Origin of the sequence: Paraburkholderia silvatlantica (genome assembly GCF_003096715.1) — a bacterium.
Taxonomy (GTDB): domain Bacteria; phylum Pseudomonadota; class Gammaproteobacteria; order Burkholderiales; family Burkholderiaceae; genus Paraburkholderia; species Paraburkholderia silvatlantica.
Genome location: NZ_QEOL01000018.1, coordinates 55,559 through 77,459, shown reverse-complemented (window position 1 = coordinate 77,459; position 21,901 = coordinate 55,559). Strand labels below are relative to the sequence as shown.

Below are 21,901 nucleotides of genomic sequence, written 5' to 3'. Positions count from 1 at the left end.
ATCGAGGATATAACAGGACAGTCTCGCATTGCGTATGCGTGGTTTGCGCAGATGCAGATAAATTGAAGATCGATCCGCCGCGTCCTTCCTCCATTTGGATGATGCGAACACGATGGTCCCGGTGCTTTACTACCTGTACCCATGCTCCGCCAGCCGGTTCGCGGGCGGGGACAGGCTGTGAGAATCCAGCAGAACAAGCACGGGAGATATGAAATGGATCGTTCAATTCATCTGAATCCGACGATGGCCGTCGTCGCAGCGTGCGCGACTGCCATGCTAGCCGGCTGCGGCGGCAGCGGCTCGAGTGGTTCGCCATCGTCCTCGGCGTCGCAGATGCCGTCGTCCTTGAGCGGAACGGTTGCTGCTGGCAACGCCGTGGCTAATGCGAACATCCAGATCATCGATGCGAACGGAAAGGCGTTGAACGCGACGGCAGATTCGTCTGGAAACTACACCGCGCCCCTCAGCGGCCTGACCACGCCACTGCTGATTGTCGCCAACGATCCGGCCGGTATGCAGCCCGCGCTTTACTCCGTGCTCGCCGCGTTGCCGACCGGTTCAGCACCGGCCGTTGTCAACGTGACGACATTGACGAGCGCACTCTCCGCGCTGCTCACGGCGAGTGGCAACCCCGTTGACCTCGCACAAAGCGGGAGCCTGAGTTCGCACGTCACACCATCGGCGGTCGATTCCGCAGGCGCGACACTCAACGCCGCGCTGAAAGACATCCTGAGCCAGAACGGATTGAACGCCGCTTCGTTCAATGCAGTCGCCTCGCCATTCGGCGCCAACCATACCGGGCAGGACGCTGTCATCGACAGCGTTCAGATGATTCCCGCGCCGGCAGGCGGCTTCAAACTCGTTTCGGCGGGCGACCCGTCGGTCGCCATCGCGCTAAACAGCAGCGCAACGCCTGGCGCGCCGCTCGCCGCATTGCCGGTTCCTGCCAACTTTCTCGCCTCAGCCACGGCACTGCTTGGCCAATGCATTGGCGGCACGAGCGCTTCCTGTGCGCAGACGTTCGATTCGAGTTATCTCGAGAATGGCCATACCACGTTCCTCGGTGCGCATCCGGAAATGGCGGCGTCCGGAATCACGCTTGGGTACCCGACGACGCTGAAGTTCTTGTCTGCGAACGGCGCCCAGAAGGCGCTCGTTGCGTTCCCGTTCACGCGCTCCGATGGCACGGCCGGAGCGTTCGTGACGGTCGCACAGCAGACGGGCAGCGGCAGCTGGAATATCGTCGGCAATCAGCAGCCGTTCGACGTCAGGATCACGTCGATGCTCGAACGCCGTCAATTCGTCGATACTGACGACGCGCCTTATTCCCGCTATGACGCGGGTCTGCTCGTCGACATTCCGGTGGGCGGAGTAAATCCTGCCAACCTCGCTTCAGTCGCCGTGAGCGGACCGGGCATCAACGGCACGGCGTATCTCTTGCCGAGCGCCGCAACGGGAAGCGGCGAGTTCGCCTTTAGCAGCCATCCATTGACGGCACCCCCAACGGGCGGTCTCCTGTCGCAATCCAACACTGCGCTATATCGCTGGTCGTGGCAGTCACTTCCCGGCGCGACGGGAACGTATAGCCCGGGCGCCGATTCATTGGGGTTCAACACGCCCGCGCCAATCGACACCTCGTCAGTCCCGATGTATGCGACGTACAACGTGACATTTTATGACTCGACGGGTGCGCAGATCGGGCAGCCGATCAGCGTAACGAATCCGTCGCCGGTGATGGCGGCTGCAAACGGAGCGGGGGTCACGTGGCAAACGCTGTCCAGCGCCACGATCCAGTCGTTCCTGACACCGAGCGGCGCAGCGTCTGGTGCGGCGACGCAGGTGTCTGCGGCATGGTCGGCATCCTTCGGGCAGATTGCGGACGCAGCGCCACTCGTCACGTCGCTGGAGGCCTCGGCATTTCCCGGCACCGGCGCCGCCTCGACAACGATCGTCGACGGTTGGTGGACGGGCACAGCCGGGCGCGCTGCTTCCGGACAGTACTCGGCCACGGCGACGGCGGGCGTGAACAGCAGCGGAAACGCCGAATGCTCCGGCTGTCAGTTTCCGGCGTTGACACCTGGCGGGGCACGCATTGTTTCGTTGGACTGGACTACGATGACTCATGCGCACTACTACAACATCTGGAAGGTGTACGAGTGAGTGATCGGGAAGCGTGACTCAGCGCGGGGAAGCCGGGCTGGACGGTCGGCCCCCCCCAATGCCTCTCCATTGAGAAATCGGGGGGGGCGCCCGCACGGAGGATTCGAAGTGAAAAACCTGTTGGCAATAGGTTCAGCTTTTTTGCTTCTGCCATGGAACACGGCAGTGGCTCAGGAAGCCAGCGTGCTGACGAAAGATGAACTCCTTCGGATGTTGCCCGGTTCGACAGTCGTCAGCACCGATCAAAGCGGCGTAAATCGTCGTTGGACGAACGAACCGGACGGCAATTTTTTCGCTAGCGGTTCGATACTCGGTCGAGGAATCAGTTTCAACGCCCCGGGCGATTGGCATGTATCCAATGACGGAAAATATTGCGTTCACATCGAATGGAATCGCTTGTACGAAAACTGGTGCGCGCTTGTATGGAGAACGTCCGGCGGAAAATTTACTGTCGTTGAGAAGGGCAGTTCGGGCACTTTGCCACAATCAATCGAGATCACCGGCAAGTGATGTGTCTCGACGATCAATGCCACCCCGCGACTTTACGCTCTTGCTGCAACCGCAACGCCCCAGCATATTAGCAGCACTCCCTGCGCGGAAGGAAGCCACCGCACTTGCGGAAGCATTTTTTCGAGCATTACGTAGGTCGAGAGAGCGGCAATCCAAAGCACATTCATGACGCCGAATGCGAAGAGAAGTGTCATCAGTAGTCCGCAGCAGCCCACGCAATACACCCCATGACGCAATCCCATGATCCAGGCACCCAAGGTGCCGTCGCGCCACTCAGCCAGAAGAAAGCCGAGCGGGGACGTGCACCTGGCAAGGCACGCACGCTTTAAAGGTGTGAACTGGAAAAGTCCGGCAACGACGAGAAGGGCGCTTGCAAACAACGGCGTTGCGCTCGCCATCATCGGCGTGACGAGCCGTGCCTCGAGCAAGCCCCATTGCACGAGCGTGGCGAGCACGCTGAAGCCGGACCACACGGCGAGGTAACCGAGAACGAACACGCTGGTGGGCACGGATGGCAGTCGTTGCGCCCGCCGCCAGCTACTCATGGACGCGAAGCCCAGGACCGCCGGCATGATAGACGGGAGCATCATGGCGGCCATCATGATGACCCACATCGCGAATACCAGCAGCAGATCGATAGTGTTCCAATGCGTCATGCGCGGCATGATGGCCATGGCCGCGCCTGCGGCCATGTGTTCCATGCCCCAACTCATGTAGAGCATAGGCCCATGCGAGCGCTGCGGCAGCCGTGAGCCCGGACAGCGCAACAAGGCGGTCGCGCGCCGGCTGCCATCGGGGCGTGCGGCCGCCCAGTGAGCCAGGCTCAGCCATGGTAGAGGAACGGAGAATAAAATCCGTTCCGGTCCGAGATTTCTCTGGTAAAGCCGTGGTCTGTGAAGCGGAATTCCTTCGATTTTCCGATCACGGCTGCAAACCCAGGGGCCGGCGTAAACGGGTGATTGCTGATCGTGACTTCGCCACCATCCTGACCAGGCAAGGCCTCGATTTCCATGTCCGCCACATTGGGAATGTGTAGGCTGCGATGCTTGCCGTTCTGCTGATAATCGACAGCGGCTGGCCTGACGCCCATGACTTCGCCAATCATCGGACCAAGCGCCGCAAGCGGCCCGCCAGCATGGCCGGAAAAAATCTTGCCCAACGCTTCCTGCTGCTCCGAGGTGCCGCGCTCGTCCAGGTAGAGGGCAACTCTCCACTTGTTTTGCAACATGTGGCCTGGCGAATACGCAAAGAGGGCGATGTTGAGTCCGTCCAGCGTGACGGCGGCGAATTTCCCCTGATCGATGTGCCAACCGATCAGCACGGCACAGTCCCCATCCGACGGCGGGCCCAGGCAAACGCAACTGCACGGGGCGTAGCAATTGCAGCTCTCGAAATAGGTACCGGCAACCTTCCAGTTCTCGGCCATTGTGTTCACCTCCGCGTCGATCATGGGCAAATGTGTGCCCGCGTTCAGGCAAGGGCCGTTCGCGCGCGTCAATATCGACGCCGGGACACCAGCCAAAGCTTGCGAATCGCTTAAAGTCTAGGTCGAAATGGTCTGGGTGAATGCGCTTTATGCATCGAGCGCCGTGTCGCTGCCATAGATCGATGAATGTCCGCAAACAAGCTTGCCGGTACTCCACGCACGCGACGAGAGATCTGTAATATCAAATCGAGTGAAATTATGTTGCCGGCATGGTGAATTTCGCCGTGGCCATCGTGCTGGGTCGCGTTGAACTGCAGGATACCGTTCGCGAACCACCAGACTGCGCCAACCAATGGCGCCTACGTTGCGGCCATCAAAGCTGGCATCTCGGCAGAAACTGCGTGCAATCTTGCCTTGTGGGCCATTCCCGGGGCGTTGCTATTAATCGCAGGCGGTTCCGGCAAGCAGTTGGCATTATCTTCGGACCGGTCTCCTTGTTCCCAGTCCGCGGCGGGATGGCCGGTGGCCGTCGGGACCGTGACTCGACTTATCGCAAAGCGTGTGCTGAGCGAAGAACGCAGCAAACATCTTCAAGTATTTGCGAGCGGTGTGATTACAGGTGACGCAATCTTCACCTTTGCTTTCATCACGATCAAAAGTTTCCGCAAGTGAGTGACGGTAACCGCAAGGACGAACGCGTGAAAAGCATATTGGGGTATGCCGATGTTCGCGGCTGTCTATGGTGGCGCCATTCTGGGCGGCGTTATGATCAATGAGGGCGAGCATCTGGGGCGTCTCGCGCGGGAGGCCGGAACCCTGCAATTGTGGAGCGCCTCGAGCGCATAGTCGATGAACAGCTCTCCACCCGTTGGATGAGCCGTGTTGCGTCAATATACTCGCGGCCCGATGCGGTGGCAGGCGGGGCGCGGGACCGGCTCAGGCAGATTCTCATGCGTTCACGTTTTATTGAAAAATAGGTGCATTATGATAAGAAAGATTATCTATATAGCTATATCTGGCGTCCCGCCATTGCCCTGCGTTCTGGTCATCGTCCGTTGTCCAACGCTCCCCAGCCGTTGTCCGCTGGCTCGATCACTCTCGATTCGTCTCTGGGGCCCCTGTCACGTGAAATTCCGACCATCAGACGCGAAACGACTCCCGATAAAAATCTCGCGCCGTCTGCGGGCGTCGCCCGATCAGGCGCTCCAGGTCGCCCGTGACTTCGGAAAATTCCCCTGCCGCGATTGCCTTGAACCATGCAACGAAGAAATTCGCGACGAGCGCGGGAAAGCCTTCATCGATGCGCGCTTCGATGAATTCAGCGACCGATACTTCGCGATAGTCGATCTGTCGGCCGCTTGCTTCCGACATTGCTGCCGCGATGTCTGCCATGCCGACCGCTTCGCTGCCGCCGAGCGTATAGAGCTTGCCCGCATGGCCATTGCTGGATAGAACCGCGGCGGCGCCCTCGGCAAGATCGCGTCGGCTGGCGAAGGCACCCCGAGCGTTGCCTACGGGCACGAGGATGCCAACATCGTTCACGCGCTTGCCGAACGGAAGTGTGTCGAAGTACATCGTGTTGCGCAGGATCGTCACGTCAAGACCCGAGGCATGCAATAGCGCCTCTGTTTCCCGTTCCCATTGTGTAACGGGCGGAATGTCGACGGCACTGCCTTCGGCTTGCTGAAGCGAGACGTAATGCAGGTGGCGCACACCGGCTCGCTTGGCCGCTTCGACGACATTCCTGTGCTCCTTGACGACATCGCTGAAAGCCAGCGCCGAGACCAGCAGCAGTTTATCCACTCCGGCAAACGCGCTTTCAAGCGAAACGGGGTCGAGATAGTCGCCGCGCCGGACCTCGACGCCCTTCTCCGCCAATGCATTCAGCCTGGCGGGATCGCGCGCCAGGGCGACGATATTGCCGGCGGGAACGCGACGCTGCAGGAACTCGACGACCTGGCCGCCCAGTCCGCCGGTCGCACCGGTGACAAGAATTTTGCTCATCGTGTGCGGTCCTTTAGGCGATGGTTTCGGAAGGTGCATCGAATTGATCGGCTTTACCGCCTGTGTATAGCTGACGGGTATCCGGATCGTTGAGCATCGTGTACGGGAAGCCCGACGGGATCGAGCTGACCTCGTTGAGTCGTGCGATCTGCTCATGCGATAGCGTCACATTGGCCGCGCCGAGATTATTTTCGAGCTGGGACAGCGTGCGCGGTCCGATGATCGGTAACGCACCCTTTGCCGCTACCCAGGCGATGGCGATTTCACCCGGCGTAACACCCGCGTCGCGGGCCACCTCGATCAGGGTGTCGAGAATGGCGGTGCGCTGTACGGAGTTTTCCGCCTGAAACACTTTCCCGCCAAAACCTTCGGCGCGGCCTTTCTCCCCTTGGCGATATTTGCCGGTCAGCATGCCGCCGCCAAGCGGTGACCAGGCCACCACGCCAAGACCGAGCGCCTGACCAGCCGGCAGAAGCTCGTGCTCGGTGCTGCGCTGAACGAGGCTATGCTCGACCTGAAGCGCGGCAATCGGCACGGCGCCGCGCAGTTCCGCGATCGTCGCGGCGCGCGCCACGCGCCATGCGGGAAAATCGGACAAACCCGCATACAGAATCTTCCCGGCCCGCACCAGATCGTCGAAACCGCGCACGAGTTCTTCGACCGGCGTGACGCCATCGGACGCGTGTGCCCAGTACAGGTCGATATGATCGGTCTTGAGCCGCTTCAGGCTGGCTTCGACCGAAGCCACCATCGCTTTGCGGCTATTGCCGGTGACGAGGATGCCGGAGTTCATATCCGTTCTCATGGTGAATTTCGTGGCGAGCACAAAATCGTCGCGCCGGCCGGTCAGCAGATCGCCCAGTATTTCCTCGGACTCTCCGAACTGGTAACCGTTGGCCGTATCGATAAAGTTGCCGCCGGCATCCGCATAAGCGTCGAAAATACGACGCGCTTCGTCCGGCTCGGCGCCATGCCCCCAGCGTGTGCCGAAATTGCCCGCACCGAGCACCAGCTCCGAAACACGCAGGCCGGTATGCTTTCCAAACAATTGGTAACGCATGAATCGCACTCCTAATATTAAATATCGAATTCGGCTTGAATTCGAACCTGCCGCCGCGGCGGCATACGATCAGAAGTAGCGAAGTGCCATCGACAGCCTCGCTACCTGGATCTGACCGGACGGAACCGGATCTCTAACGCACCTCCCTGCGATCGAGCAGACTGCCGATCGCCATATCGAGTATCCGGTCGGAGAGCGCGGTGTCGGCAACAAGACGGGACAACACCAGCGCGCCCACCATCGTCGAGAGCATGACGGCAGGGTCTTGGGGGGGGCCGTGTGCGGGAGAGGTTTGCCCTGCACGCTCGAGTATCTCGAGGTAACCCCGGATACCCGCTTCGAAGCTGCGGATTAGCTCGGGACTGCCACGCGCTGCATCGGCGCCGAGCGAAGCAAAGATGCACCCAGCACCGGGCATATCGCGGTGCCGGCGCGAAAGATACTGGCTGACGATCTCGGCCAAGGGATCCTCCGTGCCGCTTTCGACGACTTGCGTCAGATGCGCCTTGCTGTCCGCCATCACGCGGTCGCACGCCTGGATGGCCAGATCGTCCTTCGACCGGAACTGCTTGTAAAAGCCGCCCTGGGTGAGGCCCGCCGCGCCCATCAGGTCATTCAGTCCGACGCCATCGAAACCGCGCTCGCGGAACAGCTGTCCGGCTTTTTCTATGACCACGCGGCGGTTCTCTTCCGCCTGAGCGCGACTGACTCTCATAAACCTCTCCACCAATACGATGCGTCGATTATATTGCGATCACAATCTATCCGCAACGACTCGCAGCTGACGATCGATTGGTGGACACTGGGACCCAGCTTTGCCAATACGGCACAAGTGGTAAGCCGAATGTCCCGAATCCGATAACTCTCGCTATGAGAGTTGAAAGACAGGCAAGCATGTTCGGTGTTTTCAGCAGGCTGGCGCAGTTTCTCTTCATGGCTAATCGCGTCTTGGTGGTGCCAACCGCACCCCAGAACGGTCCTTGGTTGCAATGGGGTTACACTCAAAACGCAGTGGAAATAGGAGACGGCCATGGCGAACTCTGACCCCCAAAGCACGTTTCGAGGGCTACCGCTTACGGCGGAGCAGGACGCGGAAGTGCGGCACTATATCAAGGTCCGCACGCAGCATGGTCTGCCCTGGGACACGCCAGAACTGGGCGCGATGCTCAGGGATATGCTGCAGCCGCCAGGTTACGACAACGGCGATGTCAGCGAGGATGCAGATGAAATGAAATCAGCCGTCGAACGCGCAACGGCATCAGTCGACGAAGCGATGGACCCCGTCGAGGCGGACGAAGAGCGCAATGCGGCGATGGAGGCGGAATGGATGAAAGGGCCCAAGCGATAGAGCCACGAGCACCACGGCTCGTTTCCCTGTAACGCAGCGTTACGATGCTCCACAGTCGCCCGCGTAACCGCTCCTCCGGTCACAAACTGGTTCCGCGACGTCCGCACCGTACTTCGTGCGCCGCGACAATGATCAATTCACGTTGAAATGGACTCGCACGTCCTGATGGCTGTCGACCGGACGACCGTCCTCCGTTGCCGGAAAGAAGCGCCATTGCCGCAGCGTTGCGAGCAGGATCTGGTTCAGTCGCGGATTCGGTGTCGGCTTGAGCAGATCCACGTCGAATGTACCGTCGGCATGGATGGCGAAACGCGCCACGGCGACCGCCTGATAGCCTTGCTCGCGAAGGTCATCGGGCAGTTCCGGCAGCGGCCGGGACAGCAGCCGGGCTTCCTTGCTCACTGGGCCGGAGGGGGCGAGGGCCCCGTCTCCGGTCGGCCGGGAGTCGCTAGCCGGTATTGGAGCATCACCGTGAGCCTGCATAGACGGCGGCAGCGTATCGCGTTGCACGGCAGGCTGTTGCACCGATGTCTGCGCGGACGCGACGTGTGCCAGTGCAACGTGCGACGGTTGCGTGGGGCGAGGCAATCGTGGCTCGCGATGGATCGAGGGTCGCGCCGCCTCACGTCGAACTGGAACCTGAGCGGTCTCGCTTGTGTGCGGCTCTACCGGTGACACCGGTGGCAGCACAATCACGCGCATGTCGACCGGTTCTCGCCACGTTGTGTCCTGCTGCGCGCCAACGAGCCACTGCGTACGCGCAAGAAACAGCCCCCACGTGGCGGCAGCCAGAATCGTGGCGATCACATACCGTCGCGTGCCCCGGTCGCAATGGGCAGTTCGTGACCCCGAGGCGCTACTCACGATGCACGGCTACGAGAAAATGCTCGGCCCCGGCCTTGCGTGCTTCGAGAATGGCCTGGACGACGACGCCGTGCGATGCGCCGTCATCGGCGGCGACGACGATATTTCCATCACGTCGAATACCCTTCGCCACGGCGCGGCTTACCTCATCGAGCCGCACCGGCTGCCGGTTCACGAAGATCTGGTTGGAGCGATTCACGGACAGTGTCAACGGCCGGTCCAGCGGTACGGACTGCGCCTGACCGCTGGGCAGGTCGATGTGCACGGCGTCGAGCCGCTGCATCGACAGCGAAGTCAGCATGAACGTCGCCAGCAGAAAAAACATCACGTCGATCATCGGGATGATCTCGATGCGGCCACGCCGCGACGTACGCGAGCGCCGCAGCTTCATGACGCCGCCCCGCCATTTTCGCGCGCAAGCCGCAGGTCGCCCAGGCGTTTATTCGCGAACATTTCCAGTTCGTCCATGAGCCGCTCCACACGCCGCGAAAAATAATTGAACGCAAAGAGCGTGACAAGCGCGATCACCAGCCCGATCGCCGTTGCAACCAGCGCCTGTGCAACGCCGCCTGACACGCCCGAAGGATTGACGAGGCCATCGCCGCCAATGAGCCGGAACGAATGCATCATGCCGACGATCGTGCCGAGCAGGCCGAGCAGCGGCGCCGCGGTCACGATCGTTTCGAGCAGCCAGAGGCCGCGGCTCATGTCACGTTCGATTTGCGACGCGGCCGCCTCGATCTGTGCTTCGATGCGCCAGATGGGCAGGTTGCCGTCGCCCATCTGGGCATCGAGCCGCCGCAGGACATGTCTGCCGGGCAGCGCGCTGGCGTCGCCGTCGCGCGGCGTGCGGGCGTAGCGCCACCAGACGTACGCCCGGTCGAATGTGATCGTGAGGGCAGCGATGGCGAGCAGGCTCAACGGGTAGATGACCCAGCCGCCGAGCATGAAGGCCTCGGCTACACCGCTCCAGTCGTTCATGATGGAATCCTTCTCGCGTAAATGATTAGAAGTGCTTGGTGAGTCCGGCATAGATCGCGCGCTGCGGTCCGTACTGCGGCGCACTCACCCCAATGCCGGAACCATCGCGAAGCTCGTAGACGCGATCGAACGCGTTGACGAGCACGAGCCGCGCGTCGAACTTGCCTACCAGAGGCTCATTGAAGTGCTGGATGACGCCCAGATTGATCTGTGCGTACCACGGCAGACGGTCGGTGTTGGCAAAGCCGCTGCGCAGCCCGCTGCCCACGATCGCGTCCGCCGTGAACGTCGTCATGCCCAGGGTGTATGTGCCGCCGAACGACGCCGTGATGCGCTGATCGTGGTCGAGAGAGACCCAGTGGTTTGCGATGTAGGCCAGCTCCGCAGGGTCGAAGTTGAACTGCGCCGATACGATGTTCTTTCCCTGCGCGCGGCTGAACGCGACGTTCACGTAGGCGCTCACGTTGTCCTGGTGGTAGCTCGACGTGAATTCCACGCCATAGACGCGGCCATACTGGTAGTTGAACGGCGTGAAGATGAGCGCCGAACCGAACTGTCCTTCATCGAGCAGGTCCGTCGCGCGCTTGTAGTACGCGTCGAGCCCGACGGTGAGCGCGGGCGTCAGGCGCTGCGTGATGCCGATGTCGAAGTAATCGGCACGCTCGGGCTTCACCGGATCGTTCTGCGAAGAAGGGCTCTGGTTGGTCGTGCCATTGAACTTGCTGATCGTGGCGTCGGAGACGAGCTCGAAGGCCGGCGGCGTGAAATAGCGTGCGTAGCCCGCGTGCAGCGTCGTTGCGTTGGTCGGCTGGTACACGAGGCCGATGCGCGGACTCAGTTGTCCGGCCTGCACGTATTCGTCCATGCGGTCGTAGCGCAGCCCGTAGTTCAGCGTCAGCTTTGGCGCGAGCTTCCACTCGTCCTGGACGTAGAGGCTGTAGAGATATCCTGTCTGGCTGTGCGAGTCCTGAATGGTGAGCGGCTGGTCGGAAGTCTGGTTGCCGTTCGCGTCGACGGGGAACACGGAGACGCTGTCGTCGAACACGGCATGCTCCTGCTGGAACATGAGGCCCGCGCGCACGGTGTGGCTGTCGTTCAGGCGCCAGGTGAAGTCGGACTGCACGCCGTTCGCCTGGTTGCTGTGGAAGTCCTCGGAGGCCACGCCGTTGAAGATGAGGTCGCCTACCGGGTCGGGATTGAACTTCGTGCGCGTGTAGCGCGTGAAGAACGCCACCTGGTAGTCGAGCGCACCGCCGTTGGTGCCCTGGAGCGCCACGGCCGCAAAGTTGTTCAGCTCCGACTGCGTTTCGTTCAGGTCGGCCGAGTTGAAGCTCGACTGCCCGTTCAGCGTGTAAACCGGGGTGAGTCCCGGCGTATTCGGGATTTGGAACTGGTTGCTCGCGGTGCCGAACATGACGCTCACGCGCGTGAGCGGGTTGAGCAGGTACGACATATAGCCGAAGCCATTGCCCTGGCGCGTGTGGTCGTGCAGGGGGCTTCCGTCCGAAGTGGGCGCCTCGATACCCAGATTGTTCTGGCCGAGCGAACCCGAGAAGTAATAGCTGAACGGACCGCTCGAGCCGAAGACGTCGGCACTCGTCTGAATCGTCTGGTGGCTGCCGCCGTAGACGTCGATGGTGCCGCCATTGCCGGTGTCGCCCGTTTTGGTGCGAATGTCGACGATGCCCGCCGTGCGATAGCCGTACTGGGCCGGCAGCGCGCCGGTCACGAGGTTCAGCTGGTCGATGATGCGTGCGTCGAGCGACTGGCCGAAACCGCTGATCGGCTCAGGAATGAGGATGCCGTTGAGTCGATATTGCAGGTCTGCGTGGTCGCCGCGAACGTGCAGCTGGCCATACGAGTCGTTGGCGACGCCGGGCGCCTGCAGCAGGACCTGGTTTAGCGGCGTGTTCGCGCCTTGCGGCGAAGCGTCGATGTCGGCCTGCGTGATCCGGTAGACGCTCGCGCCGACTTCCGGCAGCAGACCGTTGCGCGCGCGGTCGAGGCGCTGCGCATTGACGGTGACGTCGAGGGTGCTGTCTTTGCGCATCACGATGGCCAGCGAGTCGGGCATCTGCCCTTGAGTCACCGTAGCAATGCGCGCGACGGCGCCATAGCCCTGTGCCTCAACGGTTGCCGCATAGGTTCCGGGCGCGACATGGTCGAGTTGGAAGCGACCGTCGGGGCCTGCTGTCGTTTGGGCGACAACGTGGCCGCTTGCATCCTGAAGCGAGATCTGGGCGTTGATGGCGTGTCCCTGAGCGTCGGCCACTGTGCCGCCAAGCACGGCGGCGTCGCCGGCCGCGAGCGCGCGGGTACCCAGTGTACAGGTGAACAACAGCATGCTGACCTGCGATATCAGCGAGCGATTCATTGGTTTCGTTCTGGTTTTGGGGTTGGGATACCCCTGTCCTGCGAGGACGCGCCGGGTATGGCTGAGGGGATCGTTTTCGAAATGTTATAACATAACAACAAGAACGCGCAATGGGCCGCGCGGGAGTGCGGTGGCTCGGCAAGGGTTTCGCTCGTCGCAAACCATTGCATTTGCAGGGGTAACCCGGGTCGCACAACGTTTTCAGGCCGAGTTGACGACTTTCCTGGCGATGTGGTGACGACTTTATTTTGTTCTACGGACGATGATCATGGACTGCTTGGGAAACGGTTCAACCGCACTCAGGCCCGGTCCAGGGTTTTAATCGCCAGCGCAGCGGCGGCGGCGCGCGTTTCGACGTGCAGCTTGCGGAACAGATGTTCGAGGTGCTTGTTAACCGTGCGTGGCGCCATACCCAGAATGTCGCCGATGTCGCGATTCGTTTTGCCGCGCGAAACCCAGAGCAGCACCTCGGCTTCGCGCGCCGTCAGGCCGAAGCGCGCGCCGAGCGCATTACGATGGACTGTATCGTCTATTTCCTTGAGGATAACGATCCATTCACCCGGCTCAGGCGCCGGCGTCGCACTCGCCGAGCGGCGAACCTGCCCCGCCGCGAACTCGTGGACGGCGTCGGGAGGGCATCCGCGCGCGAGCCACTCCTCGAACCAGGCGCGCAGCACCGGCGGCAAGGTGAGGCGCGCGCCGGCTTGCTTCGCCTGATTCGCGTGATCGGCATCGGCCATGGAGTAAGCGGCGATCTGGCGCGCGGCCTGCGGACTTTGCCAGCGGATCGCGCCATCGGCGCCCACGATCAAAGCCGCGCGTGTATCGAGCGACAGCGCGGCGTGCGCGTAGAGCTGCGCGCGCGAGCGCCGCACATGCGCATCAATGCGCGCGCTCACTTCCTCTGGCCGTACGGGTTTCGTCACATAGTCGATGCCGCCCACGCGAAAGCCGCGCACCACGTGCTCGCTTTCCGTCAACGCGGTCATGAAGATCACGGGAAGATGCTCGTGGCGCACGTCCTGTTTCATGCGGCTACAGGTTTCAAAGCCGTCCATGCCCGGCATCATCGCGTCGAGCAGCACGACGTCGGGTGTCACGCGCGCGAGGCACTTGAGCGCGTCCTCGCCCGATAGCGCGACCAGCACGGCGTAACCGTGCGCCTGGAGCGTGTCGGAAAGAAACGCGAGGTTGTCCGGTGTATCGTCGACGATCAGTACGACAGGCCGGTCGTCAAGCCAGCCAGGCGTCGCGTTGGCGCCGCCCATGGCCTGTGCGTCACGTGTTGGCGGCGCGTGGCAGTCGGTCGAGTTCATGCTCGAGTTCCCTTAGCTGAAAGCGTTCCGCCAATGCGCGCAGCACCTCGATGTGCTCCTGTAGCGCGGGCCATGTTGCGCGGGCCGTGTCGAGCTGCTCGATGACGCCTTGCACGTAGCCGACTTCGAGGTGCGCCCGCAGGCGCTCGAGTACCGCTGGCGGCCAGGCGGCGTCGAGCGAGGCCGCACCGGCCTGCGCGGGCGCGGGCAATGACGTATCGGATGCAATCCAGTCGAGCGCGAGCAGTTGCGCGAGCTTGTCGAGCAGCACGTTCACCTGGAGCGGTTTCACGAGATAACCGGCGCAACCGGTCGCGCTCGCGCGTTCGCGGTCGTCGGCGAACGCGTTGGCCGAAAGCAGCACGATGGGCGCGTTCGACAACTGGTTTTCGCGGATCAAACGGCTTGTTTCGTAGCCGTCCATGAGCGGCATGGAAATGTCCATGATGATCGCGTCGGCGCCGTGCGTGGCGAGCCAGCGGAGCGCCTCGGGGCCGCTCGCCGCCTCGGCGACGTCGAAGCCGAGCGGCGTCAGCAATTGCACGACGATGCCGCGCTGATCCGCGAGATCGTCGACAACGAGAATCGCGCGGCGCCCGCCGGTATAGCCGCGTATGGCCGCGAGCTCGGTGCGCGCTTCGTCGGCGCTGTCGACGGCGGGCGCAAAGAGCCGCACCACGAAGCGCGTGCCGCGCCCCACCTCGCTTTCGACTTCGAGACTGCCGCCGAGCGCCTGCGTAAGCAGCCGGCAGATCGTCAGGCCAAGACCCGCGCCGTGATCATGCGCGTGCGCGGCGTCGCCTCGCTCGAACGGCAGGAACAGGCGTTCCATCTCGGGCGCGGGAATGCCGGGGCCGGTGTCGATCACTTCGAATTTGAGCGTGTCGAGCGCATGACTCACACGCAGCGTCACGGTGCCGGCGGAGGTAAAGCGGATGGCGTTGCCAATCAGGTTAGTGAGGATCTGGCCCATGCACTTCTGATCGGAGCGCACCGTGGCGGGCAGGCGGCCGACGGTTTGCACGTCGAAGGCCAGCGCCTTTTCGAGTGCCTGAGGACGCAGCATCGACGTGACGTGCGCGACGAAATCGGCAAGCGGCACACGCGCAATGTTCAGTTGCAGCTTGCCCGCTTCGATACGCGCGACGTCGAGCAGCCCGTCGACGAGCGCGAGCAGATGCTCGCCGCTGCGGTGGATCGTGCGCACCGCGTTGTAGCGTGTTGCCGAGAGTTCGTCTTTCGCCTGCAGCAACAATTGCGCGTAGCCGAGAATGCTATTGAGCGGCGTGCGCAATTCGTGGCTCAAGCCGGAAACGTAACGGCTCTTCGCTTGATTCGCCGATTCGGCGGCGGCCGTCGCGCGTTTGAGCGCGGCGTCGGTTTTCTGGTGCGCGTCGATTTCGAGCATCAGCAGTTCGTTTTGCCGCTGCGATTCTTCCTGCGTAACGCGCCGGCTTTCGCGCTCGAGCACGAACCACCACGCCGCGATGCAGCCCACCAGAGAGAGCGAGAAAAATATCTTCAGGAAGCTGCCCGCCATGGCGCCGTCGAACGACGCACCGTCGGCGGCGAATGACGTCACGCTCTGCGACCAGATCAGATACAGCACGCTCGCGAGCACCGCCAGCATCGCGACGACGAGGCTCGCGTAGTGCGTGAGACGCAGCGCGGCCGGGCCGAGCCGGGCGCGCGGAAACACGCGGTGCAGTGCGCGGTCGGCCTGCGAGGCGAAGCGCGCGTGCGGCTTGCAGCGGTCGTGGCAGCGCGAGTCGAGCGAGCAGCACAGCGAGCAGATGGTGCCCCCGTAAGCGGGGCAGTACGCGGTGTCGTCGGGCTCGAAGGCGTTCTCGCAGATCGCGCAGCGCAGCGAGACGGCGTCGCCCGTGGGCTGCGCGTCTCGCGCGATGTAGTAGCGCCCACGCGTGACGATCGCAATCACCGGCGCACAGACGAACGCCACGCCGAACGCGATGAACGACGACATCGCTTGCGCGAGCACGCCGAGCATGCCGCTTTGCGCAAGCATCGCGACCGCTGCGGCGATCAGCATTGCGCCCACGCCCACGGGATTCACGTCGTACAGATGCGCGCGCTTGAACTCGATATAACGCGGACTGTAGCCGAGCGGCTTGTTGATGACGAGATCGGCGAACAGTGCGCCCACCCACGCAATCGCAATGTTCGCGTAGAGCGACAGCACCTTGGCGATCGCATCGAATACACCCATTTCAACGAGCAGCAAGGCAATCATCACGTTGAACACGAGCCAGACCACGCGGCCTGGATGACTGTGCGTGAGCCGTGCAAAGAAGTTCGACCACGCGAGCGAGCCCGCATAGGCGTTCGTCACGTTGATCTTCAACTGCGAGACGATCACGAACAGCGTCATCACGGGCAGCGCCCAGCTCGCGAGCCCGAGCGGATCGAGCAGCAGATGGTACGCGACGAGATACATCTGCGTGGGCTGCGCAGCATGAGAGGCATCGACCTCGTGCTGGATCGCGACGAAGGCGAGAAACGCGCCGCCGAGCATCTTGAGTGCGCCGGGCACGATCCAGCCAGGTCCCGCCGAAAGCAGCGCGAGCCACCAGCGCGTGCGGTTGCGCGCCGTGAGCGGCGGCAAAAATCGCAAGTAGTCCACCTGTTCGCCGACCTGCACGATCAGCGCGAACACGACGGTCGAGGCCTGCCCGAATGCAATCAAGCTGAAAGCGCGCCCCTGCGGCGCGAAGCCCGCAAACGTCGTCCATTCGCGGACCAGGCCCGGATGACGCCACAGCACTGCCGCGTAGGGCAGGGCGAACAGGACGAGCCAGAGCGGCTGCGTCCAGCTTTGCAGGCGGTTGATGAGCGTGATGCCGAACATCACGATAGGAATCACGACGAGCGAACTCAGTACGTACGCGATACCGAGCGAGATGTGGAAATAGAGTTGCAGCGCGAGCGACATGATGGCCGCTTCGAGCGCGAAAAAAATAAACGTGAAGACGGCATAGAGCAGCGAGGTGAGCGTGGAGCCGATATAGCCGAAGCCCGCGCCGCGCGTGAGCAGGTCCATGTCGACGCCATAGCGTGCCGCGTAATAGCTGATCGGCAGGCTCGTGAGCCAGATGAGTGCCGAAACGGCGGCGATCGCCCAGATCGCGTTCGTAAAGCCGTAGTTGACGACGAGACTGCCTCCTATTGCCTCGAGCACGAGAAACGATACTGCGCCAATTGCCGTATTGGCCACGCGCAGTTCCGACCAGCGGCGAAACGAGCGCGGCGTGAAGCGCAGCGCGTAGTCCTCGAGGGTCTCGTCGCCGACCCAGGCGTTGTAGTCGCGGCGCACCTTGACGATGCGTTGCGTGCTCGGCGCGCCCACGGAAGGGTGACTCTGGGACATGAAGATGATCCGGATTGGTGCGAAAGCGGCGCGAACGGTGCAAACGGCAGGGCCGCGCGGGATCGACGTCCAATGCAAGTTACATTCCAGTGCGATAGCGGGGAATACGTCAATCGACGTATTCCGGTTGCCAATTTGGCCTTCTACATTGCGTCCAACCTCGACCCAGCCCTGGCACAAAGCGCAGGGCGCCCGATAAGGAGAACGTGATGTCCGCAGACGACCGAATCGATGACGATGCCCGCATGCCGTCGCCGTTGCGCCGCAAACTGATCGGCGGCCTCGCCGCCGCGCCGCTGATGGCGCTCGGCATGCCGCGCACCTCGTTTGCGCAAACGCCGCCCACGGCGAAGGTCAACACCACGGGCCTCGCCGTGACCGACACGACGGTAACGGTGGGTCAACTGCATTCGGCTACGGGTACGATGGCGATCTCCGAGACCGGCTCGATTCAGGCCGAACACCTCGCGATCGAGCAGATCAACGCGATGGGCGGCGTGCTCGGCCGCAAGATCCAGATCATTCAGGAAGACGGCGCCTCCGACTGGCCGACTTTCGCGGAGAAGTCGAAGAAGCTGCTCGAAAACGACCACGTCGCCGCGGTGTTCGGCTGCTGGACCTCGGCTTCGCGCAAGGCGGTGCTGCCAGTGTTCGAGAAGGATAACGGCCTGCTTTACTACCCGACCTTCTACGAAGGCCTCGAGCAGTCGAAGAACGTGTTCTACACGGGCCAGGAAGCCACCCAGCAGATTCTTTGGGCGCTCGACTGGGCGTCGAATACGAAGAAAGCCAAGACGTTCTTCCTGATCGGCTCGGACTATATCTGGCCGCGCACCTCGAACAAGATCGCGCGCCGGCATATCGAACAGCATCTGCATGCGAAGGTCGTGGGCGAAGAGTATTACCCGCTCGGCACGACCGAATTCAATTCGCTGATGAACAAGATCAAGCTCGCGCGCCCCGACTGCATCTTCGCGACCGTGGTGGGCGGCTCGAACGTGGCGTTCTACAAGCAACTGAAAGCCGCTGGCATTACGCCGCAAAAGCAGTTCCTGCTGACGCTCTCGGTGACCGAAGACGAAGTGCTCGGCATTGGCGGCGACAACTTCGCGGGCTTCTATTCGTCGATGAAGTACTTCCAGTCGCTCGATAACGACAACAACAAGAAGTTCGTCGCGGCATTCAAGGCGCGCTACGGGCAGAAGGCCGTGATCGGCGACGTCACCCAGGCCGCGTATCTCGGCCCGTGGATCTGGAAGGCCGCGTGCGAGCGTGCGGGCAGCTTCGACGTGGACAAGGTCGTGGCGTCGTCGGCGGGCATCGAGGTCGGCAACGCGCCGCAGGGCTACGCCAAGGTCGACGCGAACCATCACCTGTGGAGCCGTTCTCTGATCGGCGAGGGCCAGGCGGACGGCCAGTTCAAGGTCGTCGCCCAGTCGGCGCAACCGATCCAGCCGAATCCGTTCCCGAAGGGCTACATGTAATCCGTCAACCGAAGCTGCGCGGCGATGCCATGCGCCGCCGCGCGAGGAGCGCTCGATGTCCGCTACCGACATTTTCAACATCACGCTGATGCAGGGCTTCGCCGGCTTGAGCCTGTTCAGCGTCCTGCTCCTGATGGGGCTCGGTCTGGCTGTGATCTTCGGCCAGATGGGCGTGATCAACATGGCGCACGGCGAATTCATGACGATCGGCGCCTACACCGTCTACATATTTTCGTGGTTCGCGCAGAACGTCTGGCACGCGTTCACGCCGGTCTACTTCTTCTTCGCGATCTTCGCGGCGTTCGGGCTGGCGTTTGCGGCGGGCTGGCTTGCCGAGTGGGCGCTCATCCGGCATCTCTACCGACGTCCGCTCGATACGCTGCTCGCCACCTGGGGCTTGAGCCTCGGCATGCAGCAGGTGTTTCGCTCGACCTTCGGGCCGAAGGAAGTGAGCCCCGCGCTGCCCGACTGGCTGATGGGTTCGTGGGAGCCGGCGCAGGGGCTCGACATTCCCGTAAGCGGCATGTTCGTGATGGGACTCGCGCTGCTCATGACGGGCGGCTTGCTGCTCGCGCTCTATCGCTCGCGCTGGGGGCTGCGTGTGCGCGCCACGGTCGCCAACCGGCCGATGGCGAACGCGGCGGGTATCAACACGCGCCGTACCGACCGCATGACCTTCGCCATCGGCTGCGGCATCGCGGGCGTGGCGGGCGCGGCGTTCACGGCGATCGGCTCTACCGGGCCGACGAGCGGCTCGCTCTATATCGTCGATTCGTTTCTCGTCGTCACGTTTGGCGGTGCAGCGAGCCTGCTCGGCACCGTGGCCTCGGCGTTCGGCATCGCGCAGATGCAGTCGATCAGCGAGTTCTTCCTCTCGGGCTCGATCGCGCGCGTGCTCACGCTGCTGACCGTTGTCGTGATCCTGATGCTGCGTCCGCAGGGTTTGTTCGCCTCGAAGGTGCGGCGCGTGTAAGGGCGTTGCCGGGCGCGCGGTCAGGCGCGCGGCTCATTCACTGTTTCACTTGTACGGAGAGATGGACATGGAACCCATCCAACCCGCGGCGGGCGGCGTCTCCCCGCGATCCGGTCCCGGCGCGGCGCCGGGCGGCTGGCGCGCGGTCGCGGCGCGGCTCGACGCGTCGGGCTATGCGGGCATCGCGATACTCGCGGTGCTGATCGTGATCGTGTTTCCGCTCGCGCTCGACACGTTTCGCCTGAACCTCATGGGCAAGTACCTGACCTATGCGTTCGTGGCAATGGGCCTCGTGATCGCGTGGGGCTACGGCGGCGTGCTGAGCCTGGGGCAGGGCGTGTTCTTCGGGCTCGGCGGCTATGCGATGGCGATGTTCCTCAAGCTCGAAGCGTCCGACCCGGCTGCGACGCACACGCAGACCACGCCCGGCATTCCCGACTTCATGGACTGGAACCAGCTCACGGCGCTGCCCGCGTGGTGGAAGCCCTTCCACTCGCTGCCGTTCTCGATTCTCGCGGTGCTCGTCGTGCCGACGGCGCTCGCGTTCGTGATCGGCTACGCCATGTTCAAGCGGCGCGTGGGCGGCGTGTACTTCGCGATCATCACACAGGCCGTCGCGCTGATTCTCTCGGTGCTGATCATCGGCCAGCAAGGCTATACGGGCGGTGTGAACGGCATCACCGACCTGCGCACGCTGCTCGGCTGGGACATTCGCACCGACCATGCGAAGCTCGTTCTCTATTTCGTCAACGCGGTGCTGCTGATCGGCGCGTTGCTCGCCTGCCGCTGGGTTCAGCGCAGCAAGGCAGGCACGCTGCTGCTCGCGATGCGCGACAAGGAGGACCGCGTGCGCTTTTCCGGCTACGACGTCGCCATGTTCAAGGTGTTCGCTTTCTGTCTCGCGGCGCTGCTCGCGGCCATCGGCGGCGCGATGTTCACACTGCAGGTCGGCTTCATGTCGCCGTCGTTCGTCGGCATCGTGCCGTCGATCGAGATGGTGATCTACGCGGCGATCGGCGGGCGCATGTCGCTCGTGGGCGCGGTGTACGGCGCGATTCTCGTCAATCTCGGCAAGAGCTGGTTCTCGGAGAGCTTTCCGAATCTCTGGCTCTACCTGATGGCGGCGATGTTCATCGGCGTGGTGATGGCGTTTCCGAACGGGCTCGCGGGCCTCTACGAAGAGCATGTGCGGCCGCGCGTGCGGCGCTGGCTCGGCGCGGCGAACAAGGGGGCATGAGGCATGAGCAACACCGACTTTCTGCTGGCGATCGAAGATCTCACCGTGTCATTCGACGGCTTCAAGGCGATCGATTCGCTCAATCTCTATCTCGAACGCGGCGAACTGCGCGTCGTGATCGGACCGAACGGCGCGGGCAAGACGACGCTGCTCGATCTCATTTGCGGCAAGACGAAGGAAACGGCGGGCAGCATCAAGTTCCGCAACGAGGAAATCACGAAGCTCGCGGAATTCCGGCGCGTGCGCAAGGGCATCGGCCGCAAGTTCCAGACACCCTCGATCTACGAAAACCTGAGTGTCGCGCAGAACCTCGAAGTGTCGTTTCCGCGCGGACGCAGCGTGTTTGGCGCGCTCGCGTATCGCGAGGACGACGAAGTGGCCGACCGCGTGCGCGCCGTCGCCGACGAAATCGGCCTTGCTGCATCGCTCGATCTGGAAGCCGGTTTGCTTTCGCACGGCCAGAAGCAATGGCTCGAAATCGGCATGCTGCTCATGCAGGATCCCGAACTATTGATGCTCGACGAGCCGATTGCGGGAATGAGCGTGCGCGAGCGCGAACTGACCGCCGAGCTGCTCGACCGCATCTGCCGCAATCGCTCGATGATCGTGATCGAGCATGACATGGCGTTCGTCGAGCGTATCGCCCACAAGGTCACGGTGATGCACCAGGGCAAGATTCTCGCGGAAGGCCCGATGGCACAGGTGCAGGCCGATCCGCGCGTGATCGACGTTTATCTCGGCCACTGAGCCGGCCACTGAACGATAGAACGACTGAACGG

The 21,901-nt window shown here is 62.7% G+C and carries 19 protein-coding genes; 8 read left to right on the top strand and 11 right to left on the bottom strand.

What is annotated here, in order from left to right:
- Nucleotides 1–213: 213 nt before the first annotated feature.
- Together C7411_RS22805 and C7411_RS37105 are read left to right on the top strand one after the other, a co-directional pair.
- Nucleotides 214–2,160 (top strand): hypothetical protein, encoded by a 1,947-nt coding sequence (locus C7411_RS22805; protein WP_110386316.1) that lies wholly within the window; start codon nucleotides 214–216, stop codon nucleotides 2,158–2,160.
- A 108-nt stretch (nucleotides 2,161–2,268) separates the two neighbouring features.
- Nucleotides 2,269–2,670: a hypothetical protein gene (locus C7411_RS37105; protein ID WP_133253693.1), complete on the top strand. Its 402-nt coding sequence runs from the start codon at nucleotides 2,269–2,271 to the stop codon at nucleotides 2,668–2,670.
- 32 nt (nucleotides 2,671–2,702) lie between these two features.
- On the opposite strand, the gene C7411_RS22800 is transcribed toward C7411_RS37105, so the two are convergent.
- Complete coding sequence (locus C7411_RS22800; RefSeq protein ID WP_207786558.1) at nucleotides 2,703–3,371, bottom strand: DUF2182 domain-containing protein; 669 nt, start codon at nucleotides 3,369–3,371, stop codon at nucleotides 2,703–2,705.
- Nucleotides 3,372–3,493: 122 nt separating this feature from the next.
- Nucleotides 3,494–4,096, bottom strand: coding sequence for a DUF1326 domain-containing protein (locus tag C7411_RS22795; RefSeq protein WP_110386394.1), 603 nt, complete (start codon nucleotides 4,094–4,096; stop codon nucleotides 3,494–3,496).
- Nucleotides 4,097–4,510: 414 nt separating this feature from the next.
- Here C7411_RS22795 and C7411_RS37100 point away from each other — a divergent pair, with 414 nt between their 5' ends.
- On the top strand, nucleotides 4,511–4,768 hold the full coding sequence (locus tag C7411_RS37100) for a hypothetical protein (protein ID WP_133253692.1): 258 nt from the start codon (nucleotides 4,511–4,513) through the stop codon (nucleotides 4,766–4,768).
- Between the two features lie 468 nt (nucleotides 4,769–5,236).
- Here the strand turns inward: C7411_RS37100 and C7411_RS22790 are convergent, their stop codons facing one another.
- From C7411_RS22790 to C7411_RS22780, 3 genes are all read right to left on the bottom strand, one after another.
- Complete coding sequence (locus C7411_RS22790; protein WP_165822865.1) at nucleotides 5,237–6,100, bottom strand: SDR family oxidoreductase; 864 nt, start codon at nucleotides 6,098–6,100, stop codon at nucleotides 5,237–5,239.
- Between the two features lie 13 nt (nucleotides 6,101–6,113).
- Entirely contained in the window at nucleotides 6,114–7,160 is a 1,047-nt protein-coding gene (locus C7411_RS22785; RefSeq protein ID WP_110386314.1) for an aldo/keto reductase, read from the bottom strand.
- A 133-nt stretch (nucleotides 7,161–7,293) separates the two neighbouring features.
- On the bottom strand, nucleotides 7,294–7,875 hold the full coding sequence (locus C7411_RS22780) for a TetR/AcrR family transcriptional regulator (RefSeq protein ID WP_110386313.1): 582 nt from the start codon (nucleotides 7,873–7,875) through the stop codon (nucleotides 7,294–7,296).
- Nucleotides 7,876–8,190: 315 nt separating this feature from the next.
- Between C7411_RS22780 and C7411_RS22775 the strand changes: the two genes are divergently transcribed.
- Entirely contained in the window at nucleotides 8,191–8,508 is a 318-nt protein-coding gene (locus tag C7411_RS22775; RefSeq protein WP_110386312.1) for a hypothetical protein, read from the top strand.
- 132 nt (nucleotides 8,509–8,640) lie between these two features.
- Here the strand turns inward: C7411_RS22775 and C7411_RS22770 are convergent, their stop codons facing one another.
- The 6 genes from C7411_RS22770 to C7411_RS22745 form a co-directional block, all read right to left on the bottom strand.
- Nucleotides 8,641–9,315, bottom strand: a complete 675-nt coding sequence (locus C7411_RS22770; RefSeq protein ID WP_243413294.1) for an energy transducer TonB — start codon at nucleotides 9,313–9,315, stop codon at nucleotides 8,641–8,643.
- Between the two features lie 49 nt (nucleotides 9,316–9,364).
- Nucleotides 9,365–9,763, bottom strand: a complete 399-nt coding sequence (locus C7411_RS22765; RefSeq protein ID WP_110386311.1) for an ExbD/TolR family protein — start codon at nucleotides 9,761–9,763, stop codon at nucleotides 9,365–9,367.
- Nucleotides 9,760–10,353, bottom strand: coding sequence for a MotA/TolQ/ExbB proton channel family protein (locus C7411_RS22760; protein ID WP_110386310.1), 594 nt, complete (start codon nucleotides 10,351–10,353; stop codon nucleotides 9,760–9,762). The genes C7411_RS22765 and C7411_RS22760 overlap by 4 nt, the downstream gene beginning before the upstream one ends.
- 25 nt (nucleotides 10,354–10,378) lie before the next feature.
- Nucleotides 10,379–12,727: a TonB-dependent receptor gene (locus C7411_RS22755; RefSeq protein ID WP_373682631.1), complete on the bottom strand. Its 2,349-nt coding sequence runs from the start codon at nucleotides 12,725–12,727 to the stop codon at nucleotides 10,379–10,381.
- A gap of 299 nt (nucleotides 12,728–13,026) precedes the next feature.
- Complete coding sequence (locus tag C7411_RS22750) at nucleotides 13,027–13,995, bottom strand: response regulator transcription factor (RefSeq protein WP_133253697.1); 969 nt, start codon at nucleotides 13,993–13,995, stop codon at nucleotides 13,027–13,029.
- Between the two features lie 10 nt (nucleotides 13,996–14,005).
- On the bottom strand, nucleotides 14,006–17,428 hold the full coding sequence (locus tag C7411_RS22745; RefSeq protein WP_110386308.1) for a hybrid sensor histidine kinase/response regulator: 3,423 nt from the start codon (nucleotides 17,426–17,428) through the stop codon (nucleotides 14,006–14,008).
- A 209-nt stretch (nucleotides 17,429–17,637) separates the two neighbouring features.
- Here C7411_RS22745 and urtA point away from each other — a divergent pair, with 209 nt between their 5' ends.
- The 4 genes from urtA to urtD all read left to right on the top strand — a co-directional run bounded on the left by urtA (nucleotide 17,638) and on the right by urtD (nucleotide 21,869).
- Nucleotides 17,638–18,912 carry an urea ABC transporter substrate-binding protein gene (gene urtA, locus C7411_RS22740; protein ID WP_110386307.1) on the top strand — a complete coding sequence of 425 codons (1,275 nt, stop codon included), beginning with the start codon at nucleotides 17,638–17,640 and terminating at the stop codon, nucleotides 18,910–18,912.
- 55 nt (nucleotides 18,913–18,967) lie between these two features.
- A complete protein-coding gene (gene urtB, locus C7411_RS22735; protein WP_110386306.1) occupies nucleotides 18,968–19,885 on the top strand; it encodes an urea ABC transporter permease subunit UrtB in 918 nt (305 codons plus the stop codon).
- Nucleotides 19,886–19,952: 67 nt separating this feature from the next.
- Nucleotides 19,953–21,122 (top strand): urea ABC transporter permease subunit UrtC, encoded by a 1,170-nt coding sequence (gene urtC, locus C7411_RS22730; RefSeq protein WP_110386305.1) that lies wholly within the window; start codon nucleotides 19,953–19,955, stop codon nucleotides 21,120–21,122.
- Nucleotides 21,123–21,125: 3 nt separating this feature from the next.
- Nucleotides 21,126–21,869, top strand: coding sequence for an urea ABC transporter ATP-binding protein UrtD (urtD, locus tag C7411_RS22725; protein ID WP_110386304.1), 744 nt, complete (start codon nucleotides 21,126–21,128; stop codon nucleotides 21,867–21,869).
- The last annotated feature ends 32 nt before the right edge of the window (nucleotides 21,870–21,901 follow it).